This window comes from Leclercia adecarboxylata (assembly GCF_006171285.1).
Classification (GTDB): domain Bacteria; phylum Pseudomonadota; class Gammaproteobacteria; order Enterobacterales; family Enterobacteriaceae; genus Enterobacter; species Enterobacter barmai.
Window position 1 is genome coordinate 77,495 of sequence record NZ_CP040888.1, and the last position, 20,232, is coordinate 97,726.

Consider the following 20,232-nt stretch of genomic DNA (forward strand, 5'->3'; position numbering starts at 1 on the left):
CATTTCAATGAATGAATTTTTGGGATACCGACATCAAAAGCATTTGTATGAATGTAAGAGGCGTAATCCACAAAAGGCATTCACGTGAATAGAGTGCGCACGAAACCATCTTGCTCAACGGCATTTAATGAATGGGCTAGCATGTACGCTTGAGTCAGAAAGGCATACAGATGAATAGTCAGGAGTTCGTTTGAAAAGTTACTTTTTTGCACATTAAGCCGAGATGTAAGACCAGTAGTAAAAGAAGCACTAAGCATAGCACTGATAAATAACTTATTTTTCAGCAGGTTATAACCAGTGCATACCAGATAGCTTTCAACCTTGTTTGGCAAGGGCCAGCTTAGGGCTTCTTTTGAAGATCTGAAATTGTATGTCGCGACCTTTCTTAACTTCTTGATAATCGAGATATCCGATAGATTCAAGTTCCCGCATTGCTTTACGAATTATCTGGTTTTGCGTACGAATAGGGGTTGTAAGAAGCAACCTTTCCCTCAACCGTTTCATATTAACGAACAACGTACCAGCTGGCATTGCTTCAAAATAAATATAGAGAGATTGCGCAGCTTCTTTTTTAGCCAAAATGTATAGAACCTGAAGGCTTAACAATGTCTTATGGTCGTAACGATACAGTTCCCACATAGAAGGATCCCCAACCAGCTCAACAGTATCGCTTTTTGGATCAATCATAGCCTTCTGCACCAGATGCGTTACTGTGAACCGACCACTACGAGAGTCTGAGAAGGCAAGCACTACCGATGCAAGGTTCATTAATGACTCTTTAAAGCGCGCACGAGTTCGTTTGTTGATGTTTGTTGAACTGATACCACACATCTTCGCAAACTCGTTAAAAGTCAGGCTAATCTTCTCGGAAGTAAAACCATATTTACTGAAAGCCATGATGATCCCGAGCCAGCATTTAAAGTCGGTAGACATAGATAGTTTGACACCAGTTATCTTGATGTCGTCATAACCCTCCGATCTTGCAATTTCCATACACGAAAGCTCATCAGAGGCATCAACTTCAAAGTTTCGGTCGCGGTTTTCTTTTGTGCCGACAGGGGTAAATACACTCAATCTCAGCAGGGCCACGGGCTGAACCGACTTGGACGAGTTAGGCGTCAGTTGATAAGTCTTACCTGATTCATTACTGGTTACGTCAAAAGGATGGATTAACTCGTTGTTTTTAATCATTAACTTAACTCGTCGGTGATAAGATTTTCATTTGGCAAACTGTTTATAACATATTCTTGCAAATGCTTTTTACGCATTTACCTAAATGCCATAAGCATTCCAGTAAATGCCTTCCTTATTCATTCAAATGCTTTTCGCATGCATCCGAATGCCGGATCCTTTCATAAAGTTACTATAATCAATGAGTTAAAGATGCCGTGATCTTTACTTGAACTCTATTGATCTTTAGTGATCTAAAGAATTGATCTAACCTGTTGAAAACAATGATAAGTCCATATAAAACAAGGAATAGCGCTCCTTTATCAATATCTACAGATCGCAAACGGAAATGAAAGTGGGTTTACTATCATTGTTTTATTCAAGACAGTTTTTATTTTAATTTTATTAAGCAAATTTTTTGAGTTTACCTTTTAGATGTATCAGCCCTATTTGGCAAATTTGAGGTTCATGTATCATGTAGTAAACAGGAGGAAGATATGAACAACAGCAAACATACAGTCATTGAAGTGGATACTAATCTAGTTGAAATTGAAAAGGGATTTAATCCCCGAGAGGCGGTAATCGGAGATTTGTGTTACGAACAAGAACCTGTCAAATCGATGATTGTGTCAATCAAACAAGCCTTTAAGGAAGGAAGGCAGGTTGATATGATCAAGGTCGTAAAAAGAAAAGGTAAATATTTAGTTCGTCAAGGTCATACTCGTTTTCATGGCTTAAAATTAGCAATTTCTGAAGGTGCTAATATTCCAAAATTATCTGTTATCTTAATCGATTATAAAAACGAAATTGAAGAATACCTTGAGAACCTCGATGGTAACAGAAGCAATGGGCTAAATCCGGTTGGGCAAGCTCATGCATTAGCTCATGCTGTTAGTCTCGGGTATTCGGTTGAAGAACTAGCAATGCGATATCAACGATCAACTACCGCAATTCGTAATATGCTAAAAATCCTTGATATGCCATTAGAGCTTCAACGTTTGATTAGCCTAAATCTAATCAAAAAAACGCTCGCCATTGAAATAATGTTAAAATATTCCAACGATCACAAAATGGTTTTAAAACATATAGAAGGTTTCTTACCTGGCGTTAAGAATATTGAGACTACAACGAGCAAAATTGTAGGCATACCTGAACACAATGCAGCTGGAGCAGGACCAGACACCTTAAATAAAGGCGGACCAGAAAAGAAAAATTCGGCAGTCACACGTAAGACTTTGGGTATTAAGCGCCTCTCGCATAAGAAAACAGAACGGCTAAAATCTGAATTTCTTGAGCTTGTGGAAAGTACACATACGGAATCTATAACGAATACTCAAACAGAACTAAAATTTGGTAGAGATAGTGCACACTTGTTCAAAAATGTTGATAGTAAAAATGTAATATTTTCTGATGATGGTGTTCAAATAATCTTGAATGATGAAAAGCTAAATATTTTATTGTCTTTACTTAACGACGAAAATACAGCAATCATTCTTTCTAAACCAAAATTAGAAGAGCTTCTGGAAATTCGAGATCTCCTTAAGGAATAAAAACCCGAGGATTAGTTGAGTGATTAAACCTATAAAGCTGACTCTTATCGATAATTATAATGATTTGCTTCTAACTCATGAAGTCCTTAAACGCAACATGGAAGAGTTAGAACACGGTAAACGTTTTGACCAATTTCCTGAAGGGCATGACCACTATGAAAAAACTGTGAAAGAAGCTGTAGCAATCGTAGAGGCACGTTTGGAGGTGTTTCGAAAATGAAATCTCTTTTCTTTACTCTTGATGGTCATATGGTACCAGCCTCAGTGAATGTATCCCTTAACGGAGATGGAAATTATTATGCACCTATCGAAAGAGAATGTAACGAATGTGCGGGCACAGGCCACAAAGGGGCTGATGTATGTGAAAAGTGTCATGGGGTGCAAACAGTTGGACCCATTATTGAAAAATTAGTGGTACTAGAGCCAATTACCTTTCTCGATAACATTCCGGAACTGCGTGTTAACCCAACACTCGAAGCATGGAAATCCAGAAACCACGTACTTATTGAGAAAGCAAAAAAGGCTAACACTAAGTTTTCTAATAGTATATTGGCGCAACTAGACAATAACCGTTTTTTGACAGAACGCCAGCTGGATTGTTTCTTTACAACCTTTGATGTGATGTTGTCTGAAACTCCGGAAAATGAACAAGAAATTTTAAAACATAGCTACAATATCGGCCAGGTCATAAGCATTGAACTAACATTTACTGAAGTCAGGGCCGCGTACGCAAAAAGTAAAGGGAGTTATTTTTTTACATTTACTGGTAAAGTTAGAAATGACGGGATCGCTTTAACGGCCGATAAACAGGATCACATTTTATTGGGTGAACGTTATCATTTGACTGGAAAAGTCAGAAAATTCTATGATTTTGATTCGAAAAATTATGCTGCAATAACAGTTTTTAAGTTAAGTAAACTCCAAGACAGTTAAATGTTTTACTGCTTAAATATAGAGCCAAGACTTAAACTGTCGTTAGGACTCACTCACGTAATATTGTTGCTTACGCAATGGGTTTTATCCCTCATAAAGATCTGCGAGTATAAATCTTTTACATTTAAATTCCCCTCTATCACAACCTTTTCAATAGTAAAAAAATGATAATCTTATTAATTATAATTTTTAATTTTTTGTATACCAATACCATACAGTTAAGGCTAAAAGGTGATGATGGAGATGGACTTTAAAATGCACAATGATCTGGGTCTCGGTTTCATTTGTAAAAATGCAAGAACATCGTCAAAGCCAACGTTAAGAAAAGTTACTTTTCCGGTAAGCGCATATGAAACGTCTAAGCTTTCTTTAACCGGTTTTCAATGCCCCACAGCCTGCCGATTTCCTTTTTTTGTGCTATGCATGATAATCCATAACCATCTTTCGTCTGCATGCCCTATCAACCAAAATGAATGTTCAAATCATATATCGCAATTTTCTATCGACATTAAAGTACAAGATTGGCTTAGCCGTTCAAGAGTAGCGTTTATTGATTTCCATAATCTAAGAAATACAGATAAAACCACATTAATAACAGTGGAACATCTTGAAGCTTTACTTACTGTTATGTCAACTACTCTTGTCGCTTACGCTCCATATTCAAAAAAGAGACTTAACTTTAGCTTTCTAAATTCATTTACTTTGTCTAAAACTTCTCAAAGTTACACATTAACTTTCCCGGTAGTTCTCAGTCCGCTTTTAGATGCTCTTGGCGGTTTCATTCAGGAATGCATAACCGAAAAATTGTTAAAACGACGAAATTCGAATTTCATGGTTTACGAGTATCTTAAACGTTCAGGCCAGAGCTCTCATAAAGTGGAGGACATTAATAACGACTTACAGCTTAAAACTCTAAATATAAGACTTATGAGCGTCCTTACTGGGCTTTCTCAGCAAGGACTCATTTCATTTATTTGCGAAGGAAAGAGGGGCGACCGGAGAATAGAAGAGCTTCAGTTTATACCTTATGTTCAACGAACTCACCCTGAGGTATTAACTTTTCAGGAATGGATTAGCCCCGTTGATTAGAATTAACTCTATTTCAGCACGGCCAGTATTTCTGTTTCCGTTTTCCGTGTATTTGGCTTACTTCCTACGGATCGGTAAGCGCTGAGTCTGTGTATGACGAATCCACGCTCTTCATAGAGGCCCAAAGTGAATGGTGTCAGGCTATTTGATATCGCAACAGCAGCGCCTTTTCTGTGAGCGTCAACGAGCATATTTGCTAACAGCACGTGGTCGCTTTGGCTGAACGGTTTACCATCGTAACTGACAAAACTAGTTTTGCTTGTTTTGTCATATGGCGGATCACAATAAATCTGATCTCCTTCGCCGGTTGCGGCCAGAGTCTCCTCAAAACCAGCGGTGATCAGTTCAATACCTGAAAGACGAAATGAAAGGTAGTCTATTTTATTGAAGTCAAGCTTCAGTTCTGTATGTTTCCCCCAGGGCACTGAATAGATTCTTTCTGAGTTATAGCGGCACATACCGTTATAGCCCAGGCGATTCAGGGAGTAAAACAAAGCCGCTCTTTGAAGCGGTTGACCAGAAATACAGGTTTTGTTGAAACGGTCCCTCATCTCATAGTAGTCCTTTTCGACAAAGGTTTTATCCGCTAGGTTTTGGACCTGATTTATAAAGTTAGTTTTCTGTCTTTGAATAGTCCTGTATAGGTTGATCAAGTCTGGATTGCTATCTGCAAGCAATGCATTTTGTGCAAACATGTTCAGAAAAACGGCACCACCGCCTATAAAGGGTTCTACCCACCGGCAACTATGATCGTGTGGGTAGTGATGGCTGATGAAAGGCATCAGTTTCGTTTTTCCACCAGCCCATTTGATTATCGGCATGTGTCTGAGATGTCGAGTCAAAGTGTCTATACCTGAGAGAGAAATTTAGGTGCTGGTATCGTACCTAACCACGGGCTTTAACTAATAACTTAGGGAGCAAAAAAAAGTTGTTTAAGACGCACAGTTTTGACTTTCAGCATTGCGGATTTATAAGATTTTTCCTCACTGATACCTGAACTTTATGTTTTGGATTTATGTCTTTGTTTATGAAGCGATTTTGATGCCATCACAAGAAATGGGGAGCCCTCTTTTTTTGTGAAAAATCAGAATAGGCTCAAAAAGTACCTTTTTTGCGAAAAATTATGGATTTTTTTTTCGGTAGTATCCCCGCTACGCAGAAAGTAAGCAGAAAAATGTAACGGAGCCCCTATGAGTGTTTTACTGACAGAACCTACACAGCAAGCTAATGACAAGGTCTTTAAAACGGCCCATGTTGCCTTTTCAGTAGTTACTGGCACAGGTCGTTACGTCACTGGGCTTAAACAGTTCCGTGATGCAAACCCTGAACTTTGTACTGAAGTAAGTGACCAGAAAGCATGGGCTATCCACCCTTCAGTAATTCAGGTCACGCCAGGCTTCAACTCCCGCGAAATGGGAATGGGTGACGATTACTATAAGCTCCCTGAGGTTGAAGAACACATCTACAACATCAAGAATGCCTACATTCGAGGTGACTATGTAGACCCTATCCGAGTACGTGTCATTGATGGGGTACCTTTTGTTCGCCAGGGGCACTGCCGTTTAAAAGCCGCAATGATGGCATGTGATGAAGATCATGACATCACAATCCTTTGCGTTGAGATTAAAGAAGATGAAATTGGCTGTGAGCTCGCGACCATTGATGGTAACCGTGGTCTTGCGCTTTCTCCTGTTGCGCTTGGCGAGTCCTATCGTCGCCTACATTCTCTTGCTGGCTGGTCACTCGAACGAATTGCTCAACGTGAAAATAAAAGCCCGACGACCATCAGTTCTCTTATCCGCCTGACAACCTGTTCTGTTGTTATCAAGAAATGGATTCATGCTGACGCTATTTCGTATGTTAACGTGCTTTCACTGATCGATGAGCTCGGTGAAACAGAAGCAATTTCACGTATCAAGAAGATGATCGCGGAACTTGAGCAGGCCGATGCGAATGGCATCACGGTGAAAAAAACCCAACATGGTCAGGTACGAGTCAGACCTTCAGACTTCAAGCCAGCACGGATTCCGCCGGTTATTGCCACAAAAGCCGTAGAAGGCGTCAAACTCATCACCACCAGCTTATTACAGAAACTGGGGGATATTGAATTGCCGGAGATGACAGATTCAAGTGCTGACGAAGAAATCAACATTACGTTGAACCGCAGTACTCTGGAGATGCTGAGAAATCTTTCAAAAGAGATCACAGAATCAGAGAACAAGCAGCTTCGCCGTGCGGAGAATCGTCAGGCAAAACTTAATGGTGAGAAGCCAAAATACCCACGTAAAAAAAATGCTAAGAAGGCAGGGGAAGAGACCGATCAGGATACTGACCCACAGCCGGACGCAGAATAATTTACTTTTGGCAAAGTGTTGGTTTTGTCAGAGTCATTAAGGATTCAGGCTTTTTGCCCGCCTTTTTTAAACCTCCATGTATCGTTCTTGCCCCGTTTATGCGGGGCTTTTTTTTTGCTTCTTTCTATGAGTTGACATCTTTAAGTTTTATTCAGAGACATAAAAAACTTTTTCGTGTCACTGAACCTATTAGGTTACAGAGCGACGTTGCTATCCTGGTAAAAGTTTTTTCTAAAGGACCGGTAAAATGTCATCTCTTGATTCTGAAGCTAAACCCGATAATGCAGGTCACAGCGTACTGGCTTTAACAACCTCTCATAGCCTGGTGGTTAGCTCTTCTGAAACATTTCTTCCAGATATGCGCAAAGAGCTCGGCATTATCGCGGATCTTGTTGAGTCCTATAATGATGAACTCTGCTTGTTGAAACACATGGCTGTCCAGTTCAAAACCCACAATCACCAGAAACTTTATTCTTATCTCTCAGGCTACAACCACAGTATCTCTGAAGCGGATGCCTTGTTCGCGGAAAACGCTCTGAGATCTGAATACTGGAAACGCGTTATGGCACTCACTGATGTTTTGCCTATCATGTCGGATGCCAAACGTAACGAATGGGATAAGCAGTTTACGGCCGACCGCTATATTATGCCGCCTCAGGTGATCCCTGATTTCACAGCTGACGCTGTAGTAGGCACAGTCGTTGCTTTGCTTAATGACCGCAATCAATTTATTAAAGAAAGGGTTTACGACGTCTTCCAGTCTCTGAGCCGCAGTCATAAGACAAACAAAGCTTTTGGGTTCTCCACCCGCATGATCACTACCGGAGTTTGCGAGCCGTCTAAATACCCCTGGCAGAAATTAAGGGTGGATTTTAAAGAGTCTGGCATTTCACCACTGAGCGAGCTCCGCGTTATATGCGCATTCTTCCGTGGCGAACAGGTGAAGGCGATCCATAACACCAAATCATTGGTTGAGGCGTTGGTCGAACATGAGGGGTTCAGAAAATGGATCTGCATCGATGGCAACAGTATTCGTTTCAGGGTTTACAAAAATGGATCAATGCATATTGACGTCCACCCTGATATCGCCGAGCGGCTTAACAATATTTTATCAGCTATCGTACCGCTGGCATTACCTGCCGACCGCATGGCTCATAGCAAGAAATCTTTGGAGGCATTCCCTGTACTTAAGCAGTGCATCGACTTTGATACCCGGATGCAGCTTTCTGAACTAATGTTTAAAAATGACGGGGACAATAAATGGAGTTGCTGGACATCTTTAGGGTCTCTCGCCGAACGCAAATCTTCGAGTGTTGCCGCTGACACCCTTCGGTTCTTAGGGGCAACAGTAACAAAATACGATGTGACATTTTCCTATGATCCGTGTGAGGTTATTCGTTACATCGGCCAGATAGGGGAGATGCCTGATATTGTATCGCATCAGTTTTACCCTTCATCTTGCCGAATCAGCGAATATGTATATTCCCTGCTCGGTGCAGGGGAAGGGGATACCCTCCTGGAGCCTAATATTGGCCATGCGGATTTGCTTAAATCATTCCCTGCCGGTGTGATCGTTACTGGCATCGAGCTTGATACTTTGAATTGCCTTATCTCCCGGGCTAAGGGATACGATACGACAGAAGCTGACTTCCTCACATGGTCTAAGTCTAATCAACAGAAGAAGTTTGATTATGTCGTGATGAACCCACCTTTTGCCGATAACCGGGCCAGGCTGCATCTCCAGGCAGCTGCATCTCATCTCGCAGCCGGGGGATCTCTAGCAGCCGTTCTTCCATTATCTCTTCAGGGGCTCGATAACCTTCTGGGGGAAGAATTCCGGACGGAATGGATGGACGTTTTTGAGAACGAGTTTGAAAACACGACCGTTTCGGTTCGCATCCTGTACGCCGAACGTATTCAACAAGAGGAAGTCCTATGAGCAACCAACCCACCAGCCTGCCAGAAGAAGATATTGAGTTTGTTATGGATACCTTTCAGAGGAGCATGGGTAAATCCAAACCTGTCAGGGATACTCAAATAGAGGGCGAGAAACCGCAAAGTAAAGAGTCCGCAAACTCAACTGAAAACCCCGGTTATGAAGAATTCTTTTAATTACGCTCATGATATCCTGGTGCAGTTATTTAGAATGATATTTGAGGGATGGGGGACATTGTGATTAAAAGGCGTAACATTCGACGATCAGTTTATGGATTGCTTATTGTTCTTATCGCCGGAAATGTGTGGTTAGGCCTTAGAGCTGATAAAATTCATAAAGTGCGTTATCAGGATTTCTGGTCACCGGCAACTGTGATTAAAGTAACTGTAATGCCTTCAACGAATGAAATCCAGCTCAGTGGTAAAATCCCTAAATCGGTAAGAGTTTCAAACAATTATGTTGAGTACTCGTTACCGGGCACACTCTCGGACAAGACCATTTACCGAAGCGTGTTAGAAGATGAGATGCTCACTTTGCTTAATGCTGGAGGTCAACTTGAAGTTAAATACACTCTGGACAAGCAGACAAATCGAACTAAGGTATGCACTAAGTGCTTACGGGTGATTAAAGATATTAACCATCAATATTCAGCCACTGAGGTAAAGCATGGGCAGTCCTAAATTTGAAATTGCTGAGCAAATTAAAATGTGGATCGTTGTTTATCTAGTTTGCTTTTTAGCACTTTACTGTGTGTTAAGCGCTCTACATGCGCTTTATGATCCGCTAAATTTACCTGCCCTGACGTGGCCTATCAGCTGGTTCGTGGTGCCTGAAATGACAAGTTTTGGCAGTGCATTATTAGCTTTTGTCCTAACGCCAGGCCTTTGCTCTATAATTGCTGTTTTATTCGGTAAGTCTACCTTTAAAAAAGCTAAAACAAAAATATAGAGTTAATTAGATTGGTGGCTCAGGTTTATAAAACCTCTCACTAGAGAGGTTTATTTATTATTTTTGACTGAGATTAACAGCGTTTTCCATAAATGTATCAATAACAACCGTAAGAGACTGGCTGGTACCATGGCTATACTCAGGCCAAGGTAAAAAAGGATATGAAGAATACGCCATCAACATGATACTGGTTGGGCAACGCCAGTCCGTTGGAACACCTTTACTGTAATGGACAATCATAGCCGGGCGACTACAATCAATATCTCCAGCGTTTTTATCGAGTACGAAAGTAGCCAGAACGCCGGTGTCCTTCTGGGATACGAAAACAAGGCTGTCAGTAAAAATAAAGGCCATTAAGGAAGAGGCCAGGAAAGCGCCAGTAAATAAGGACTTCTTCTCTTTCCAAACGCGTCGAGCATATAACCCCATTAGCGCTACCGCTGAAACCATTCCGGACCACTGAGCACCCAAAGAAAAATCTGTTACTGTTTTAGATGTCATACTTTCATTAATAGTAATCATTGCGACAATGAATGGTGATGCAATTCCAAGTGTTGCTAGGACTATCAGCGATATTTCAGACCGGTTTTCTTTAGCGGATCCTTTACTTATTGCAGACATTGCTCTGAACATAACGAATGTACTGTTGAGCATCAGAAAACAGCATAAGAGCATGTATAACATTGGGTTTCCTCAACCTAGAAGTGATGGTTACCCTGTTATTTTACATAAATTTGACTCAACAGATGCTTTTAAAATCTCGCTTCCTTGAATTTAAAAACATATCAGCACAATTGGCAAACATAAAGGAGCAGCGTCTATCAAAAGTTACTTTTATGATTGGTTGAATACTCATTTTGAAGGCTAAAATCCAAAAAAGTGGGTACAAAAAGTTACTTTTGCGTCATCCAGATGCACTGCCGCCATTTTGCATTCTGTACGTTGGTTGCTTTCTCACTTGATGTCTCTTTTAACAGGCAAATTATCACTTTATCCGACCGGACCTTGTAGGCTGAATCCGTAGAATAAGGCTATAACCTATTCCCGGAGCATCATATGCGTAAAACTCTAATTGGCTGCATGGTTGCAACTGCCCTTGCTACTGTATCTTCGGCACATGCTCAGGTATTTAGCTACTCATTTACAGATACCAATAAGGCTGTTCGGAATATTAAGCCTGCAACACAAACATATCTTAATCCCGCTGGTGTTTTGACTCTGAACTTGATATCGGGTCTTGATCGGTACGAGCGAGTGACGGTCACACGAGACAGCGATAAAAAGGTTATGTATTCCTCCGTCTCGACCAAAACGAGCGTTGCAGATCGTATCGTTGCTGCCGATGGAACAGAATACTATGGAAAGGATATGGTTCTACCGGCGCTCGGAGAAGGGACCTTTACTGTAGTCAATGAAACTCTGGATATTCGCCAGACTGTAGTGAGCACATCTACTTATCATTTCATCGTTGATACAACTCCTCCACGCTATAAGAGTATTTATCCGAGTCAAAACGCAGGTTACGACATGGTACTTTCTGGGCCACTTTGGGAGTTGGGCCGAGGCGGTAGTGGCCAGTTTTCTATATTTGCAGACGGTATTGAGGATGCTAGTGGAATTGCCAAGATCCGTCTTGTCATTAAACGAAGTAATGGTTCTGTGGTCTCCGACAATAACCTGAGTTATGACACAGCCAATAAACGTGCGTTCTATCCGTGGATTAAAGATATGAACACCCAGGCTGGCATGCCCTCAAGTGATCTTGATGAAGAATTCACCTTCAATTTCATCGTTACGGACCTGGCAGGAAATACGCTTAACATTCCTCCCCAGCGGTTTTTATATGACGATCAAATGGGAGAATTTACGCCATTTGCAGTTCATGACTCACGTGTAAGCACCAGTGTTGTACCCGGCATTTCTTCGGGATACGTCCCGTTTAAACGAGGCCTTACAGTGCTGGAAAACCCCTACAAGTTGGTTATACGTATCCCAAGAACTAACTGGAAGCCATATCGAAATGGTGGCATGAGCATTACCAATAACTATGGCGGAGTACAGGTCCTTTCCGAAGATGCCACCTATGTCTACGTGGAAGTTAAGCTGCCACAGGGTGCCTTAGATGGAAACTACTATAGACCTGTGAATACATATCAATGGTCTGGAGGAGATCTTGGTCAGTATGCCAGCTGGCTCAACTGGGATCCTGCCTCTGTAAAGAGTCCGGCTTGGGGAAGTTCACCCATAGAACGACAAAAGGCTGATGGAACATGGTTCAACAGCGTAAACTGGAACCTGTTCAAGGCATCTGATATGCCTATAAAACTTACTAATATCCGGTTCAATGTACAGGCTAGGCCATATGATCAAAAAATCACTGGCGGAGCAACATGCAGTATTCCAGCTGGCTCAACAACCTGTACCGTCTCTTTGCCCCAGGATATTATAAATGGCACTACCGGCTATCTTCATAGTGGCTATGAAGTAAGGTCAACCACCGAAGCAACCTTCTTTGCCCCTATATGGGAGAATATAGCCTGGCATACACTGGGTCCCTCCGTCACTGGATTTGATTACATTGAAACCACCAACATTCTCCAGGTTTACGTGAATCAACCTGGAGATGGTTCATATTTCGACCATGTTTATGTAAATCGAGTTTGGTTGTCAGATAAAAACCGTAACAACGCAGAAATAAGCGTAACCGGCAAACAAACAGGTAGAAATATGGCGTCTGGGAACTACACGTATGAGTTCAACATGAAAGAGGTACCAGAAGGCAGTTATAACGTGGTAATTAATGCCCAAGATACATTCAACAATACCGGTAACCTCCCTTATCAAACTGTTGTCGTTGATAATACAGCACCATCTGTAAGTATTAGCTACGAAGGAAAACCGATCAGCAAAAACGTAACAGTATATGGGCTGGAGAACGTCCGTATACAGCTCACCGATGCTCTAACTAAACCATCCTTAAGCCGTATGACTCTTCGCGGTGGCCCTGTTTCTGATGCGGTGGAATTGTCTTGGGTGAATCTGGGAAACAACCTGTATGCACCTAATTATCCCAAGATCTTTCCGTCTCTTAATGAAGGCGAAACATACACTCTCACAGTTCAGGCCAAAGATGAGATGAACAACGTTAAAGAAAGCTCAGTCGAATTTAACTACCTTCCAAACAATCTCGTCAGGCTAGAGAATCTGAAAACCTTAGCTGTCAATGCTTCTCTCAAAACATCTGACAATACTCCTCTGGCTGTTCTGTATGCCAGCCAGCTGCGTAAAAAGGATGGTTCAATCGCTACAGGGCTTCAGGACGCAGTGCTTACTGTCCGTAAGGACGCTGCATTCGGCGTGACTGTAAATGGTGTTTCTGCGATGCCAGGTGAAAGCAAAGAGCTTCAACTGGATTTGGGGCTCGGGGACAGCCGTAGCTTTCCTATTTTCCCTGCTGTATCCGGCCTTACAGGCAGATCTGAGTTCATGATTAACATTGAAGAATTAAAATAAAGCAGGGCTGTTTTGCTGAAGCACAACGGCCGTCTTCTGATGCGCCGTAGCCCATGTTGTTGCAAATCAGTCCGACGTTCATTGCGTAAGTAACGCTTACTGCGGACCATGGTAGTGATTAGACTCACTACCATGGTCATTTCACCACATATCTTCTCTGCATTGCTCTTGTTGGGCAGACTAGTAACTCGTCACTAAATTGCAGCTTTTGTCTTGCTAAGTCGCTGGTATAACTGCACTACGAAATCGTCAAAAGATTTTATCCCTCATGTAGATCCAATAAATGATCCCAAAGGTGCCAGAGAGTACAAAGAAGATCCCGGTACGCTGTAGGCCGCATGGTTACTGGGCTGGAGCATTGTCACTGACAACAGTAGCGACATAAGTGACAACGGGAGTGACTTAAAAGACAATGGTAGAGACTATTTCGACGTTGGTAATGATTTTAAGTGACAATGGTAGTGAGGTTAGACTTAAACTTCCACTGTAAGGTAAGGTGACTCGCATTATTTAAATAAATTATTACTTTCAATTACTTGCGACACGAGTCTGCATGTATGCTTCTATTTCTCAAAAATTTATCCACCGAAAATGCCTGTGGCTGTGATTTAGCTTTGACGACAGTTTTTATCAGGGAGGCAAGTTGAGACCTGTATAAGAACTAAGCATTTATTTATCCCCATTTTCCACAAGGTAGTTCCAATAATTAGTACCTTAGTGTTCCTGATAGATCAAAAGAGATCCCCGCTGCCTCCAGGCCAGACGGCACAAGGCCTGAGACGTGATCAGTGACAACAGTAGTGATTATTTTGACATTGGTAGTGATTATTATAACGTTGGTAATGAGTTTTTTGACATCAGTAGTGATCAGAGCGACAATAGTAGTGACTTTTCATTAGATCTTTTTAACTTGATCTGATCCGTTGTTGATAAGAGTTGCAGGTCATTGTATGCAAAGAGTTTTTGCCAAGTTTTAATGAGTGGAGTCGTTTTTTTAGGTAGAACTTATGCACAGATATGGATCATCACAATGATCCATCCAGTGACATAGAGTTCGCTGGGGCTTACTATTCACCAATCTGTTTACACATTCAGTGATAACTTATTATGACTAAAGAGAAAGATACTGAGCAGCAGGACCTGGTCACCAGGGCTTTCTCTGTTAGAGAGAAAGAATCAGGTAAAGACATCATTTTGCGTCCTAACAGCAACCGTACGGTGCAGTCTATTGCTTTGATGCGGCTCGGGCTGTTCGTCCCATCACCAAAGAGTGTGGGGCGTCAAAATCGGGAATATAAAACGGTTGGCTTTGACGCAACGAAAGAGTTACAGACGCTCTCTTTAATGGAGAGCGAGGGGTTCACCAATATTTCAATTGTCGGTGAGCGTCTTGATATGTCAGTAGATTTTAAGACGTGGATGGGCATCATTCGAACCTATGCCAATCATCCGATTAACAATGACACGATAAGCTTAAAATTCACTGAATTCCTCAAGCTATGTACGCCTGAAAATTATCGCTCATCTACAGCGTCCAGAAAACGTATAGACGCCTCCTTACGCAGGTTAGCATCCGTTACCTTGTCGTTCACCAGTAATAACTCGTCCAAAGTCTATACAACGCATCTGGTACAGTCTGCCCTGTTAGACCCGGAATCAGATCAGGTTGTCCTTCAGGTTGATCCTAAGATTTTCGAGCTCTATCAATACGATCATAAGGTTTTGATGCAGCTGAAGGCAATTAAGGAGTTGGCCAAGAAGGAAAGCGCCCAGGCTCTCTATACGTTCATAGAGTCATTACCGCCAAATCCTATACCGATATCCCTTACTCGGCTGAAAAATCGTCTGAACCTCAAAACACGAGCAAATAGTCAGAATGCTACCGTGAGAAAGGCTCTTGAAGAGTTGGCATCGATAGGATACCTCCAGTACACCGAAATTAAGAAAGACGGAAAAGTATACTTCCAGATTCATAAGCGGGATCCCGATCTGAATTTGAACAATACTCAGCCTCCTTTAGAAGTGGTTGAAGATGAAGAAGAGAACTCAGGGTCTTCTGTTTTAGAAGGTGAGTTATGCCCACCAGCTGACCCGATAGACGGCGATGATGTTCTTACCGTCCATGATTTAACCGCTGAAGAACTGCGCTATATTCGTAGTCTTCGAAGCCAGAAAAAGAACAGCAACGCCAGCTAAAGTTAACCCGGCGGTTCAGGCTCCGGGTGCTAAATTACTTCTTCGATTTTCGTTAGTCCCAGCCCGCTCTTTCACGTCAACGGTAATGAGTCAAAAGTCATTACCGTTGTCATTGTTCTCTACCACCCTATGTAGATCGAGATTGCGAATTCAACGCTTTCTCCTGAGTCACCTGTTAACACCCGGTTTCTACGCTTTACTTCATTGGCCAGTACATCCAACGGAAAATATCGTAACGGGGTGACAATGGCAGTGAGTTGACCCACTCACTACCATCGACATTCAAATCCCGGCTTCTCTGGTAGCTATAGTGACAATGGTAATGATGTGTACCTTACTGGCATTGTCATTGTCCTCCGAGTGTGCGTTCAGCTTTGGGAGGACACCGGAACTTAATGCGGCGAGTCACGGCCATTGTGAATCTCGATTGGATTGGCGAATACGGCTTCCGGTTGGGCCAGATGTCAATGGTTATGCTTCATCCAGCTCATTACTGTAGTCATTGCCGTTCAGCTGAGCTGATGCTCCTCTCATTCTATGTGGCGACAACGGTAGTGAGCCCAGAAAGTGACTACCGTTGTCATGGCCGTCCAGTAGAGCGGGTCAACCTCTTAAATCACAGGGTGACAACGGTATTGAGCCCAGAAAGTCACTACCGTTGTCATGGACGTCTGGTTAAGCGGATCTACCTCTCAATTCACAGGGTGACAATGGTAGTGAGCCCAGCAAGTCACTACCGTTGTCATAGTCGTCCCGTTGAGCAGATCAACCTCTTAACTTACAGGATGACAACGGTAGTGAGCCTATTAAGTCATTACCGTTGTCATTGCCATCCAGAAGAGCGGATGATCCTCTCAATTCATACGGCGACAATGGCACTGAGCCCAGCAAGTCACTTCCGTTGTCATAGCCTTCCAGAAGAGCAGATGAGCCTCTTAATTAACAGGGTGACAACGGTAGTGAGCTCATTAAGTCATTACTATTGTCATGGCCGTACAGCTGAGCTGATCATCCTCTCAATTCACACGCCGACAATGGTAGTGAGCTATTAAAGTCACTACCATTGTCATAGACGTCCAGTTAAGTGGACCATCCTCTCAATACACACGGTGACAACGGTAGTGAGCCATTAGAATCACTACCGTTGTCATTGCTTTTCAGGTGCACTGATAAGGCTCTCAATAGACACGACGACAATGGCAGTGAGCAATTAGAGTCACTTCCGTTGTCATTGCTTTCAGCTGAGCTGATAAGGTACGTCATTTACACGATGACAATGGCAGTGAGCCAATCGAGTCACTACCGTTGTTAATGCCGACCAACCGAGGGAAGGGTCCGCTCAAAGAACTGAGTGACAACAGTAGTGAGATCATCCAATCACTACCATTGTCAGCTTAAACCTGTAGGACGAAGAGGCTTGTCCGATAAAATGACGACAATGGAAATGAGCCTATCCATCACTACCACTGTCATTAAAGTCCAGCGGTTCAACGTTAATCAGTAGCTCCGGATGACAATGGTTGTGAGTCAGGCAATTCCCAAGCATTAAGTGACAGCAGCGTAACACCTCTAAGCTCACTCCTGTTGTCAGGGGTTAGGGTATTGAGTCTCTACCGTCGTCAGTGTTTCTGAGACACCAGTATTGCAGATCACTACAATTGTCACTTAAGTATCGACGGGGGAATAGATGCAAGTGACTGGCTAACCAGTACCAGTTTAGATTCAAAACGATCCCATCTTTGTGGATGCACTTGAGTAAGCTCGTATGACGATATGTCAGAGAAGTGACAACGGGAGTGAGTTGCCGGACTCACTACCGTTGTCATCCCCGGTTGAAGGAAGAGGATCCCCGGGGCTGTATATTTACCGGGTATCCTTACTCAAGGGTTTCGACACTCACTCCCATTGTCGTAATCAACGAGTGTGCATTGTCTTTTAAAAGCATCGCTGGAAACGTACGATTAAAGTAACTTTTCTTTCGGTTCTTCCTTGCGAATCTCTGAAGACGTACTGGCTGATCGGAGTCAAGGAGGGCAGTAAAATTGAAGCCGTCAGTTTTACTGTCGGCTCCGGGTAGTTACTTCAACTCGTCGATCTGAATCATGAATTCTGAGGTGCCAACTTTCCCATTTTCGGAAGGATAAACGGGTAACAGAAGATTATCCCCCTGGCCCATATCTATTTGCACCTCAACTGACTCACCTGGAGCCGCCTGTGCCCCGTTAAATTTAATACCGAAGGCTGCATCCTTCCGCACAGTCAGCGTTGCGTTCTGGACCCCTTTAGCAATTTCTCCATTTGTCTTACGCAGAACGTTAGTGGACAGGTACGCAAGGGGTACGCCATCTGTCGTTTTGAGAGGCGAACTGACCGATAATGTGCGTAGATTATGTAACTGCACAAGGTTATTCGGTAGATAACTGAACTTCTGAGTATAGGTTTTGGTATTCGACTGACTATCGGCAACTGTTACGCTAATTGAATAATTTTCAGATGGTTCGAAATTTGGGAACAGCCTCGGATACTCAGGCATGTATGTATCTTTGCCTGCCGGTGACCACGTAAGCTCAACGTTATCAGCTGTGGGGCCACCTACGAGCTGAAGACGGGTTATCCTCGGGGTTGTCAGATTATCTGCCAGAGCGATCCTGAGGTTCTCCAGGCCGTACACTACCGTATCGTCTTTTACCGGCTTTCCGTCGAATGTTATGGCCACTGTCGGAGGAGTGTTATCCAGAGCAATTTCTCCGAAAGTTTTATTGGTCTGGTTCTGGAAGAAGTCCCTGATGTTGACCTCAACGTTGTATTTTCCTTCAGACTGACGGGATAAATCATAAGCAATCGTGTAGTTACCTGAGATACGAGATTTGATTACGCCTGTGGGTGACATCCGGGTACCGGTGTTCTTATCGGAAAGATAAAATTCCCTCAATGAGACCGAGTCGAACCAGTTACCATCGCCTTCAAGTGACGCCAGTACATCCAGCTGCTTGTTAGTCTCGTCATATGATATCGAGTTTATTACCGGCAGTTGTTTATTGTTCCAGCGTGTCATAATCCATTGCTCAGACCGCAAAATGGGATTGCTGATGCTGCGAACGAAGTAAAGGATCCTATTGTAGCCCTGGGTACCCAAGGCCATATCAAACGTCTCAGGCGCTTCACACGAGGTTTTTCCTGCCGGAATGGTGCAGGTCGCCTTACCGCCGATCTCTTGTGCAAAGGGCCGGGCTTCAACGTTAAAACGAAGTCGGGAAATTTTAATTGGCAGTCGTGATGAAGCCACACTCTCAAAATCCTTCCACTTAACCCAGTTCCCCTTATCATCGAGGAAATCTACCCAGGTACCCGCAAATGCAGGCGTTTGGTTTGCAGATGGGTTTAGAACGAGGCTGTATGACGGATAATACCCTCCCCACTGGCCAAAGTTCGCCATACGAGCCATATCCCCATTAATTGAGCCATAGGGAAGAGTCATTTCAACATAAGCATAAGTGCTGTCTACAGCTATCTCTTTGGGGGCGGAATATTGATTGATGAACTGAAGCCCACCTTCTGAATAAGCACGGTAGTTAGATTTTGGGATCCGGTAGACTAATCGAATAGGGTTTTCGTTAACGACCATACCGGCTTTGTAAGCCGGATAATTAGAAACCCCGGGTACGACGCTGGAAGACGTATTTGGATCATGAACGGCCCACAGTGTCATCTCACCCAGCGTGTTGTCGTAGCGAAATTTTTGAGTTGGCAGCGTTCGGCTATTACCTGCGTTATCGAAGATAACAACTTTTGCAGTAAAGTCTTCATCCAGGTTGCTGTCTGGTATTCCGGTTCCCTTAACTGAATTCTTAGAGTAAGTGTGGTACATCTTTTGGCCGGATACGTCATACTGCATCTGTGTAGTGCTGTAGAGGCTACCGTCCTGCCTGTAAATATATATTAGGCCCTTATCAATACCATTTGCATCACTTACGCCCGAAGAGGTGAAGTCATACTGCCCCGTTGCCTCTAATCCAAGCTTCCACACGTCACCAGCGGTAGAGCCAGAACCAGTATTAGCGGTAAGAGCATTTGCCGCTGGAGGGGTGACATCAATTAGCCAGTTATAGTTATAGGTCGCTACAGGCTTCTGATTGAGATCTAACACGTTTATCTGAACGACAAATTTGCCTTCACCCAAAGCAGGCAAAGTTACTTTTTTGCCGTAGAACTCACTACCGTCAGCAGCTGTTAGTCGGTCTGATACACCCGTCCGTGTAGTCGTAGTATTAAGAATGACAGTTCCAGTGTCTTTCGTGACTTTGACATTAACGAAACGATCAAGACCTGAAATAAGTGTCAAAGTTACCGGTGATGCCGGATTAAGCATAAGACGAGAAGACGGGGCGTGGATCTCAATACCGTTCGTGTCTTTAAAGGCCGATTCATATATCTGAGCTGGGGCCTGAACAGACATACCGAGTCCGGCTACAGCAGTAATAAAAGCGAGATGTTTCATTCTTATTCCCCTTTAGGTTTGGTGTTATTTTAAGCTTTTCCTAAA

General features: G+C 43.0%; 15 protein-coding genes. 11 read left to right on the forward strand and 4 right to left on the reverse strand.

All coding sequences use genetic code 11. The annotated features are described in order from the left end of the window. Nucleotides 1-315 precede the first annotated feature (315 nt). Nucleotides 316-1,191, reverse strand: a complete 876-nt coding sequence (locus FHN83_RS00370; protein ID WP_000594611.1) for a RepB family plasmid replication initiator protein — start codon at nt 1,189-1,191, stop codon at nt 316-318. 476 nt (nt 1,192-1,667) lie between these two features. Here FHN83_RS00370 and FHN83_RS00375 point away from each other — a divergent pair, with 476 nt between their 5' ends. The 4 genes from FHN83_RS00375 to FHN83_RS00390 all read left to right on the forward strand — a co-directional run bounded on the left by FHN83_RS00375 (nt 1,668) and on the right by FHN83_RS00390 (nt 4,742). Then, a complete protein-coding gene (locus tag FHN83_RS00375) occupies nt 1,668-2,720 on the forward strand; it encodes a hypothetical protein (RefSeq protein WP_001065778.1) in 1,053 nt (350 codons plus the stop codon). Nucleotides 2,721-2,739: 19 nt separating this feature from the next. After that, the gene (locus FHN83_RS00380; protein WP_000594930.1) at nt 2,740-2,940 is read left to right on the forward strand and encodes a hypothetical protein; all 201 of its coding nucleotides are present in this window, start codon (nt 2,740-2,742) and stop codon (nt 2,938-2,940) included. Next, nucleotides 2,937-3,653, forward strand: a complete 717-nt coding sequence (locus FHN83_RS00385) for a zinc finger-like domain-containing protein (protein WP_000838219.1) — start codon at nt 2,937-2,939, stop codon at nt 3,651-3,653. Before FHN83_RS00380 ends, FHN83_RS00385 begins: the two co-directional genes overlap by 4 nt. Before the next feature lie 234 nt (nt 3,654-3,887). Beyond that, nucleotides 3,888-4,742 carry a hypothetical protein gene (locus FHN83_RS00390; RefSeq protein WP_000970401.1) on the forward strand — a complete coding sequence of 285 codons (855 nt, stop codon included), beginning with the start codon at nt 3,888-3,890 and terminating at the stop codon, nt 4,740-4,742. 8 nt (nt 4,743-4,750) lie between these two features. Here FHN83_RS00390 and FHN83_RS00395 read toward each other — a convergent pair whose 3' ends face one another. Then, complete coding sequence (locus FHN83_RS00395; RefSeq protein ID WP_001121574.1) at nt 4,751-5,563, reverse strand: DNA adenine methylase; 813 nt, start codon at nt 5,561-5,563, stop codon at nt 4,751-4,753. 369 nt (nt 5,564-5,932) lie between these two features. Between FHN83_RS00395 and FHN83_RS00400 the strand changes: the two genes are divergently transcribed. The 5 genes from FHN83_RS00400 (at nt 5,933) to FHN83_RS00415 (ending at nt 9,980) form a co-directional block, all read left to right on the forward strand. Next, nucleotides 5,933-7,096 (forward strand): hypothetical protein, encoded by a 1,164-nt coding sequence (locus FHN83_RS00400; protein WP_000114860.1) that lies wholly within the window; start codon nt 5,933-5,935, stop codon nt 7,094-7,096. 247 nt (nt 7,097-7,343) lie between these two features. Beyond that, nucleotides 7,344-9,035 (forward strand): DUF4942 domain-containing protein, encoded by a 1,692-nt coding sequence (locus FHN83_RS00405; RefSeq protein ID WP_000096325.1) that lies wholly within the window; start codon nt 7,344-7,346, stop codon nt 9,033-9,035. Beyond that, nucleotides 9,032-9,208 carry a hypothetical protein gene (locus tag FHN83_RS28090; RefSeq protein WP_000070862.1) on the forward strand — a complete coding sequence of 59 codons (177 nt, stop codon included), beginning with the start codon at nt 9,032-9,034 and terminating at the stop codon, nt 9,206-9,208. The genes FHN83_RS00405 and FHN83_RS28090 overlap by 4 nt, the downstream gene beginning before the upstream one ends. Nucleotides 9,209-9,268: 60 nt before the next feature. After that, nucleotides 9,269-9,712: a hypothetical protein gene (locus FHN83_RS00410; protein ID WP_001805248.1), complete on the forward strand. Its 444-nt coding sequence runs from the start codon at nt 9,269-9,271 to the stop codon at nt 9,710-9,712. Next, entirely contained in the window at nt 9,699-9,980 is a 282-nt protein-coding gene (locus tag FHN83_RS00415; protein WP_000535423.1) for a hypothetical protein, read from the forward strand. The genes FHN83_RS00410 and FHN83_RS00415 overlap by 14 nt, the downstream gene beginning before the upstream one ends. A gap of 57 nt (nt 9,981-10,037) precedes the next feature. Here FHN83_RS00415 and FHN83_RS00420 read toward each other — a convergent pair whose 3' ends face one another. Next, a complete protein-coding gene (locus FHN83_RS00420; protein ID WP_000966518.1) occupies nt 10,038-10,664 on the reverse strand; it encodes a hypothetical protein in 627 nt (208 codons plus the stop codon). Nucleotides 10,665-11,036: 372 nt separating this feature from the next. Here FHN83_RS00420 and FHN83_RS00425 point away from each other — a divergent pair, with 372 nt between their 5' ends. Further along, nucleotides 11,037-13,493 carry an Ig-like domain-containing protein gene (locus FHN83_RS00425; protein WP_001232713.1) on the forward strand — a complete coding sequence of 819 codons (2,457 nt, stop codon included), beginning with the start codon at nt 11,037-11,039 and terminating at the stop codon, nt 13,491-13,493. 1,107 nt (nt 13,494-14,600) lie between these two features. Beyond that, entirely contained in the window at nt 14,601-15,689 is a 1,089-nt protein-coding gene (gene repHI2 / locus FHN83_RS00430) for an IncHI-type plasmid replication initiator protein RepHI2 (RefSeq protein ID WP_000159528.1), read from the forward strand. A 2,077-nt stretch (nt 15,690-17,766) separates the two neighbouring features. Here repHI2 and FHN83_RS00440 read toward each other — a convergent pair. Then, nucleotides 17,767-20,187: an Ig-like domain-containing protein gene (locus tag FHN83_RS00440; protein WP_000681217.1), complete on the reverse strand. Its 2,421-nt coding sequence runs from the start codon at nt 20,185-20,187 to the stop codon at nt 17,767-17,769. Between the last annotated feature and the right edge of the window lie 45 nt (nt 20,188-20,232).

Coding starts and splice junctions, on each gene's coding strand:
- FHN83_RS00415 (WP_000535423.1), top strand. CDS start 9,699: ATGGGCAGTCCTAAATTTGAAATTGCTGAGCAAATTAAAATGTGGATC.
- FHN83_RS00440 (WP_000681217.1), bottom strand. CDS start 20,187: ATGAAACATCTCGCTTTTATTACTGCTGTAGCCGGACTCGGTATGTCT.
- FHN83_RS28090 (WP_000070862.1), top strand. CDS start 9,032: ATGAGCAACCAACCCACCAGCCTGCCAGAAGAAGATATTGAGTTTGTT.
- FHN83_RS00390 (WP_000970401.1), top strand. CDS start 3,888: ATGATGGAGATGGACTTTAAAATGCACAATGATCTGGGTCTCGGTTTC.
- FHN83_RS00405 (WP_000096325.1), top strand. CDS start 7,344: ATGTCATCTCTTGATTCTGAAGCTAAACCCGATAATGCAGGTCACAGC.
- repHI2 (WP_000159528.1), top strand. CDS start 14,601: ATGACTAAAGAGAAAGATACTGAGCAGCAGGACCTGGTCACCAGGGCT.
- FHN83_RS00395 (WP_001121574.1), bottom strand. CDS start 5,563: ATGCCGATAATCAAATGGGCTGGTGGAAAAACGAAACTGATGCCTTTC.
- FHN83_RS00400 (WP_000114860.1), top strand. CDS start 5,933: ATGAGTGTTTTACTGACAGAACCTACACAGCAAGCTAATGACAAGGTC.
- FHN83_RS00375 (WP_001065778.1), top strand. CDS start 1,668: ATGAACAACAGCAAACATACAGTCATTGAAGTGGATACTAATCTAGTT.
- FHN83_RS00385 (WP_000838219.1), top strand. CDS start 2,937: ATGAAATCTCTTTTCTTTACTCTTGATGGTCATATGGTACCAGCCTCA.
- FHN83_RS00370 (WP_000594611.1), bottom strand. CDS start 1,191: ATGATTAAAAACAACGAGTTAATCCATCCTTTTGACGTAACCAGTAAT.
- FHN83_RS00425 (WP_001232713.1), top strand. CDS start 11,037: ATGCGTAAAACTCTAATTGGCTGCATGGTTGCAACTGCCCTTGCTACT.
- FHN83_RS00420 (WP_000966518.1), bottom strand. CDS start 10,664: ATGTTATACATGCTCTTATGCTGTTTTCTGATGCTCAACAGTACATTC.